General features: G+C 65.9%; 7 protein-coding genes and 1 pseudogene. 3 read left to right on the top strand and 5 right to left on the bottom strand.

The features are described 5' to 3' along the window. The 4 genes and pseudogenes from RBR29_RS09740 to cysS all read right to left on the bottom strand — a co-directional run. Positions 1-252: pseudogene (locus RBR29_RS09740) on the bottom strand (hypothetical protein); the annotation flags it as partial. Beyond that, a complete protein-coding gene (locus tag RBR29_RS09735; RefSeq protein ID WP_320348891.1) occupies positions 227-1,189 on the bottom strand; it encodes an acetyl-CoA carboxylase carboxyltransferase subunit alpha in 963 nt (320 codons plus the stop codon). The pseudogene RBR29_RS09740 and the gene RBR29_RS09735, both read right to left, overlap by 26 nt. 37 nt (positions 1,190-1,226) lie before the next feature. After that, on the bottom strand, positions 1,227-1,874 hold the full coding sequence (locus RBR29_RS09730) for a DNA-3-methyladenine glycosylase 2 family protein (protein WP_320348894.1): 648 nt from the start codon (positions 1,872-1,874) through the stop codon (positions 1,227-1,229). 8 nt (positions 1,875-1,882) lie between these two features. Beyond that, positions 1,883-3,325 (bottom strand): cysteine--tRNA ligase, encoded by a 1,443-nt coding sequence (gene cysS, locus RBR29_RS09725; protein WP_320348890.1) that lies wholly within the window; start codon positions 3,323-3,325, stop codon positions 1,883-1,885. 119 nt (positions 3,326-3,444) lie between these two features. On the opposite strand from cysS, the gene RBR29_RS09720 reads away from it, so the two are divergent. The 3 genes from RBR29_RS09720 to RBR29_RS09710 all read left to right on the top strand — a co-directional run bounded on the left by RBR29_RS09720 (position 3,445) and on the right by RBR29_RS09710 (position 5,570). Further along, positions 3,445-4,131: a tetratricopeptide repeat protein gene (locus RBR29_RS09720; RefSeq protein WP_320348889.1), complete on the top strand. Its 687-nt coding sequence runs from the start codon at positions 3,445-3,447 to the stop codon at positions 4,129-4,131. Positions 4,132-4,285: 154 nt separating this feature from the next. Beyond that, positions 4,286-4,795: a peptidylprolyl isomerase gene (locus RBR29_RS09715; RefSeq protein ID WP_320348893.1), complete on the top strand. Its 510-nt coding sequence runs from the start codon at positions 4,286-4,288 to the stop codon at positions 4,793-4,795. Next, on the top strand, positions 4,788-5,570 hold the full coding sequence (locus RBR29_RS09710; RefSeq protein ID WP_320348887.1) for a UDP-2,3-diacylglucosamine diphosphatase: 783 nt from the start codon (positions 4,788-4,790) through the stop codon (positions 5,568-5,570). The genes RBR29_RS09715 and RBR29_RS09710 overlap by 8 nt, the downstream gene beginning before the upstream one ends. Here the strand turns inward: RBR29_RS09710 and RBR29_RS09705 are convergent. Beyond that, positions 5,561-6,640, bottom strand: a 1,080-nt coding sequence (locus RBR29_RS09705; RefSeq protein WP_320348886.1) for a hemolysin family protein, incomplete at its 5' end; no start/stop codon positions are given. The two genes, RBR29_RS09710 and RBR29_RS09705, sit on opposite strands and share 10 nt — an antisense overlap.

Raw genomic sequence — 6,640 nt, 5'->3', positions numbered from 1 at the left:
GTGCAGGCGCCGTCCCAGGCGACGCACCACATGGGCGGCATGCAGGGCCAGCATGGCGGAATCGGCCCCGGCACTGAGCGCCACGCCGATGGCGGTCTGCGCGGGCTGCGCCGACAGGACGGCGTCCAGCGCCCGCAGCAGCGCCGGATCGAGCGCCGCCTGCCAAGGATCGGCCAGGGCGTTTGCAGCCGCGATGGCGCGTTGTTTGGCGAAACGCGGAGCCCGGTCAGCGGGTTTCCTGGAAACGCCCATAGGCCGAGAGGCGTTCGAGGCGGCGGCGCAGCAGTTCGTCCACGTCCAGGCTGGAGAGTTCGCGCAGGGCATCGGCCAGGGCGCGCTGAAGCTGACGAGCCATGGTGGCCGGATCGCGGTGCGCGCCGCCCACGGGTTCGTTGACCACGCGGTCGACCAGGCCCAGGTCCTTGAGGCGCGGCGCGGTGATCGCCAGGGCCTCGGCTGCGGCGGCGGCCTTGTCGGCGCTGCGCCACAGGATGGACGCGCAGCCTTCGGGCGAGATGACGGCATAGGTGGCGTACTGCAGCATCATGACCGTGTCGCCCACGGCAATCGCCAGCGCGCCGCCCGAACCGCCTTCGCCGATGATGGTGACGATGATGGGCACCCGCAGGCCGGCCATGGCGTACAGATTGTGGCCGATGGCTTCGGATTGGCCGCGTTCCTCGGCGCCGACGCCGGGGTAGGCGCCCGGGGTATCGACAAAGGTGAACACCGGCAGGCGGAATTTTTCGGCCAGTTTCATCAGGCGCAGGGCCTTGCGGTAGCCTTCGGGCAGCGGCATGCCGAAATTGCGCCGGGCGCGTTCCTTGGTGTCGCGGCCTTTCTGGTGGCCGATCACCATGCAGGGCGTGCCGTTGAACCGCGCCAGCCCCCCCACGATGGACTGGTCATCGGCATACATGCGGTCGCCGTGCAGTTCGTGAAAATCGGTAAACAGCGCCTGGACGTAGTCCATGGTGTAGGGCCGCTGGGGATGGCGCGCCACCAGCGCCGTCTGCCAGGGCGTCAGTTTGGCGTAGATGCTCTTGGCCAGGGATTGGCTTTTCTGCTGCAGGCGGTTGACTTCTTCGGAAATATCGACGGCGGAATCGGTCTGCACGTAGCGCAGTTCCTCGATCTTTTGGTCGAGTTCGGCCAGAGGCTGTTCGAATTCAAGAAATGTATTTCGCATGAGAGCAGGGGTCCTAGGACGGAATTTCGGGACGCGGTCAGTATTCGACCGCAGCGGCATCCATGCTGCGCCACAGGTACCAGCTGGCGACCGTGCGCCAAGGCGCCCAGGCCTGGGAGACTTCGCGCGCCTCGAAGCGCGAGACTGGTTCGCCGCTGAAATAATGGTGAGAGATGGCCTTGAGCAGTGCCGTGTCATCCAGCGGCAGCACATCGGGACGCCCGAGGAAAAAAATCAGGAACATTTCCGCTGTCCAGCGGCCCACGCCGCGGATGTCGCACAGCAGCGCCATCACGGCTGCATCATCGTGGGATTCCCACCAGGCCGGGTCCAGGCGGTCGGGCTGGGCAAAGAATGCAGCCGCATCGCGCAGATACTGGGCCTTGCGCAGAGACAGGCCCAGCGCGCGCAGTTCGGGTTCGGTGAACCGGGCGATGCACGCGGGCTGCATGTCATTGCCACAGGCCTGAACCAGCTGGGCCCAGAGCTTGCGCCCCAGGGCCAGTGAAATCTGCTGGCCGACGATGATGCGGATCAGCGTCTGGAATGGGCTCTGGCGTGCCTGCATGGATTCGTGGCCATAGACCGGGATCAGCTTGCGCAAGATGCGGTCGCGCTGCATCAGGTGTTCGCAGGCCTGCGTCCAGTAGGCGGGCCGCAGTGTGGCGGGCGATTGGGGCTGCATGTCCACGATCACACCCTCCGCCATTGCGTGGCGCCGCCAGCGGCGTCGGCCAGTTCGACCCCCTGTTCGCGCAGTTGGGCGCGGATGGCGTCGGCACGGGCGAAATCCCGGGCCGCCTTGGCCTGGGCGCGTTCGGCGATCAGGGCTTCGATCGCATCGGACGACAGCGTGCCCGAACGGGCGCCGCCCGCCAGGAAACGCGTGGGGGATTTCAGGTAGGTTGCGGGGTCGGTCTGCAGCAAGCCCAGGATGCCCCCCAGCGCACGCATCAGGCCGCTGGCCTGGGCGCTGGATTCGCGGTGGGCTCGGCCCGCCAGTTCGAACAACACGGCGACGGCGCCGGCGGTGTTGAAATCGTCATCCATGGCCGCGCGAAAGGCCTGGGCCGCCGGATCGTCCCAGTCGATCGCGACGTCGGCAGGCGGCACGCTGGCCAGCGTCTGGTAGAGCCGGTCCAGGGCGTTTTGCGCGTCCAGCAGATTGTCGGGCGCATAGTTCTGGGCGCTGCGGTAGTGGCTGCGCACCAGGAAAAAGCGCAGCATTTCGGCTTCGCGCGGGTTGACGGCATAGTCGGCGCGATCGTCGCTTGCATCCAGCGCAACCGTGTCGCGGATGCGCCGGAAATTGCCCAGGGACTTGGACATTTTTTCGGCATCGACCATCATGGGGCCGCAATGCATCCAGGTCGTCGCCAGAGTGCCGCCAAAGGCGCCTTCGCTCTGGGCGATCTCGTTTTCGTGGTGGGGGAATTTAAGGTCGGGGCCCCCGCCATGGATGTCCAGCGGCATGCCCAGCAGCGCGTGGCTCATGGCCGAGCATTCGATATGCCAGCCTGGCCGGCCCGGCCCGTAGGGGGAATCCCAGCGGGTGTCGGCGGGTTCGTCCGGCTTGGCGGATTTCCACAGCACGAAATCCAGCGGGTCCTGCTTGCCAGCCGACACGGCGACCCGTTCGCCTGCACGCAGGTCGTCGAGCGACTTGCCCGACAGTTTGCCGTAGCCGGGAAACTTGCGCACCGGGAAATTGACGTCGCCATCGGCCCCCTGGTAGGCCAGCCCCTTGGATTCGAGCGTGCGGATGATGTCGAGCATGCCGGCCACGTGTTCCGTGGCGCGTGGTTCGTCGTCAGGCGGCTGGACCCCCAGGGCGCGCTCGTCGGCATGCATGGCGTCGATGAAAAATTCCGTCAGCGCGCGGATCGTCACGCCGCGTTCGACGGCACGGCGGATGATCTTGTCGTCGATATCGGTAATGTTGCGCACGTAGCGCACCCGATAGCCCGAAGCCCGCAGCCAGCGCTGCACGACATCGAACCCGACCAGCATCCGCGCATGGCCCAGGTGACAGAAGTCGTAGACCGTCATGCCGCAGACATACATGCGCACCACCCCCGGTTCCGCTGTGCGCAGCGGCATTTTCTGGCGTGTCAGGGTGTCGTGGATATGCAGCATGGGGGGCCGGATGAGACGTGCGAACCCGCCGCTTTTGGACCCTGCGGGCAGCGTACGGGGATGTAAAATGGATTGATAAGTATACCGTCCCCCGCAACCCATCCATAGGCCCCCCAGACGTGACCCGCTCCTTTTTCCCTGTTCTGGCCCTGTGCGCCTGCCTGACGGCAGGCCAGGCCCTCGCGGCTGCCCCGGGCGCTCAGGCCAGTCCGCCTGTACCCAGCCTGAACTACGACCCCCAGGCCGGCACATTCACCGAGCCCCCCCCGCCCGAACGCGGCTGGCAGGCTTTTGCCGACCTGCTCCAGCAGGCCGCGCCCGCAGTGGACACGGCCATCCCACTGACCCCGGCCCAGATCGCCGAGCACGTGTCGGCGCTGATCGATGCCGGCCGCGCCGAAGAAGCCCTGGACATCATCGCCAAGCAACAGCACGCACGCGACGCCTTTTCCACGCCGGGAACGGATGTCCAGCTGCGCTACCTGCAGGGCCGCGCCCTGCAAGCACTGAATCGGCACGACGAAGCCATGACCATCTGGCGCCAGATGACCGTCGATTACCCCGAACTGCCCGAACCCTGGAACGCACTGGCCATCGAATATGCCCGCCGGGGCCAGCTCCAGCTGGCCCGCGAGGCACTGGACATGGCGCTGGTGTCCGACCCGGCCTTTGCCCCGGCACTGGAAAACCTGGGCCATGTACAAATGCGCCTGGCCCAGGAATCCTTTGACCGCGCCCGTGCAGCCGGCGCACGCCCTGCCGCCCCGGCCACGCACGACAAAACCCCTGGCTCTCGGGCACAATAGGCCCTTTACCCTGGACACTGCCATGTCCCATGCCTCGTTCCTTTTCCGCGCCCTGCCCTTGGCGCGTGCCTGCAGCCTGGGCTGCGTCCTGGTCCTGGCGAACGGCACCGCCGCCGCACAGGCTGATTCCAACCTCTCACCGAAAAGCACAGCCATGAGCACTCATCCGCACGTCAGAATGCACACCAACAAGGGCGATCTGCTGATCGAACTGGACGCCGAAAAAGCGCCCAAGACCGTCGAAAATTTCCTGTCCTACGTCAAGGAAGGTTTCTACGACGGCACCATCTTTCACCGAGTCATCAACAATTTCATGATCCAGGGTGGCGGTTTCACCCCCGGCATGAAACAAAAACAGACCCACGCCCCCGTCGAAAACGAAGCCAACAATGGCCTGAAAAACGACCGCTACACGCTCGCCATGGCACGCACTGCCGATCCGCATTCGGCCACGGCCCAGTTCTTCATCAATGTGGCCGACAATGATTTCCTGAACTTCAGCGCGCCCACGTCCAACGGCTGGGGCTATGCCGTGTTCGGCCGCGTCATCGAAGGCATGGAAGTCGTCGACGAAATCAAAAAGGTGAAGACCGGCAGCAAGGGCTTCCATCAGGACGTGCCCATCGAGGACGTCATCATCGAAAGCGCAACGCTGGTTGAATAAACTTTCGCTGCAAGGCGCCGTCTGGGTCGCCTCGGACATCCACCTGGGCGCGGCCATCCCCGAGACGGCGCGCGCTTTCCAGGGTTTCCTGGACCAGGCCCGACGGCACGCCGATGCCCTGATCCTGTGCGGCGACATTTTCGACGCCTGGGTCGGCGACGATCATGCCCTGCGCAATCCGCCCGACTGGCTGGCCGCCGCCCTGGACGAACTGCGCACCACAGCCCGCGCCATCCCCCTGTGGCTGGTGCGCGGCAACCGCGATTTCCTGATGGGCCGCGCCCTGGCCGACGCGCTGAGCGCCCGGCTGCTGGATGCCCCCGTGGTCCTGGACACCGACGCCGGGCCGATCCTGCTGGCCCACGGCGACGAATACTGCACCGACGACCACGCCTACCAGCGATTCCGCCGCATCGTCCGCACCCCCTGGGTCCAGCAGGTTTTTCTGGCCCTGCCGCTGGGCCTGCGGCGTGCCATCGCCGCCCGGGCACGCGCCCGCAGCCGGCAGACTCGGCGAACCAAGCCAATGGCGATCATGGACGTGAACCCTGCCGCCATTGCCCAGGCCCTGCGTGATTCCGGGTGCCACATCCTGATCCATGGCCACACGCACCGGCCCGCCATCCACACGCTGGACCTGGACGGTCGCACGGCGCAGCGCTACGTGCTGCCCGACTGGGAATACGATGGCGGCGCGCCGCCCCGGGGCGGCTGGATCGAAATCGACGCTGCCGGGATCCGGCTGGTCACGGACCCAGAGAGTGCTCAGTCCTGAGGCTCGGCCTCGGGGTCGAATGGTTCCAGACTGTCGATCTGCACGGCCGCAATGCGGCGGCCTTCCAGGGCCGCCACGGTAAAGCGGAACCCGCCGTAGCCGCTCGTCAGTTCGCAACGGTCGCCGACATCGGGCAGACGTCCGAAACGGTTCAACAGATAGCCCGCGATGGTGGAGTATTCCTCGTGTTCATCGACCAGCCCGTCGGTGTGCAGGACCTGTTCCAGGTGGTGCAGGTCGGCTGCGCCATCCACACGCCAGCGGCCATTGCCCTGGTCGATGATGTCAGGGGCCTCGTCCTCGTCGGGGAATTCACCGGCAATGGCCTCGAAGATGTCGATCGGCGTCACCACGCCGACGATGGAGCCGAATTCGTCCGCCACCAGCACCAGCAGCCCGAGTGAACGCTTGAGCGTTTCCATGAGCTGCAGAATGGGAATGGTCTCGTGCACGATGATGGGCTCGCGCAGCCGGGTTTCGCGGATGCCGCCGTGTTCCAGCAGGTCCAGCAGCAGATCCTTGGCGCGACCCACGCCCACCACCTCGTCCAGCGTGCCACGGCACACCGGAAAGAAACTGTGCGGTTCGCGGATCAGCTGGGCGCGCAGTTCATCGGCCGACGCATCCAGGTTGATCCAGGACACGTCGGTGCGCGGCGTCATCACGGAATGCACGTTGCGGTCGCTGAGCGTCAGCACGCCGCTGACCATATTGCGTTCTTCGTCGCCAAAGGCCTCGGCGGGCGGCGATGCGTCCTCGTCGCCTTCGAATTCCGGGCCGTCCAGCGGCTTGCGCCCCAGCATCAGCAGCACGGCCTCGGCCGTGCGCTCACGCAAGGGCCGGCGCATCTCGGCGCGGCGCACATTGCGCCGCGCCCATTGATTCAGGGTTTCGATCAGCACCGAAAACACGATGGCGGCGTACAGATAGCCCTTGGGCACGTGGAAGCTGAATCCGTCGGCGACCAGCGAAAAGCCGATCGTCAGCAGGAAGCCCAGGCACAGAATGACCACCGTCTGGTGGGCATTGACGAAGGTGGTCAACGGCTTGGATGCCACCAGCATGATCCC

Origin of the sequence: Castellaniella sp. (assembly GCF_034007085.1) — a bacterium.
In the GTDB taxonomy this organism is placed as follows: Bacteria; Pseudomonadota; Gammaproteobacteria; order Burkholderiales; family Burkholderiaceae_B; genus Castellaniella.
Note: the sequence above shows the minus strand (reverse complement) of the source record. Positions and strands in the feature narration are given on the sequence as shown.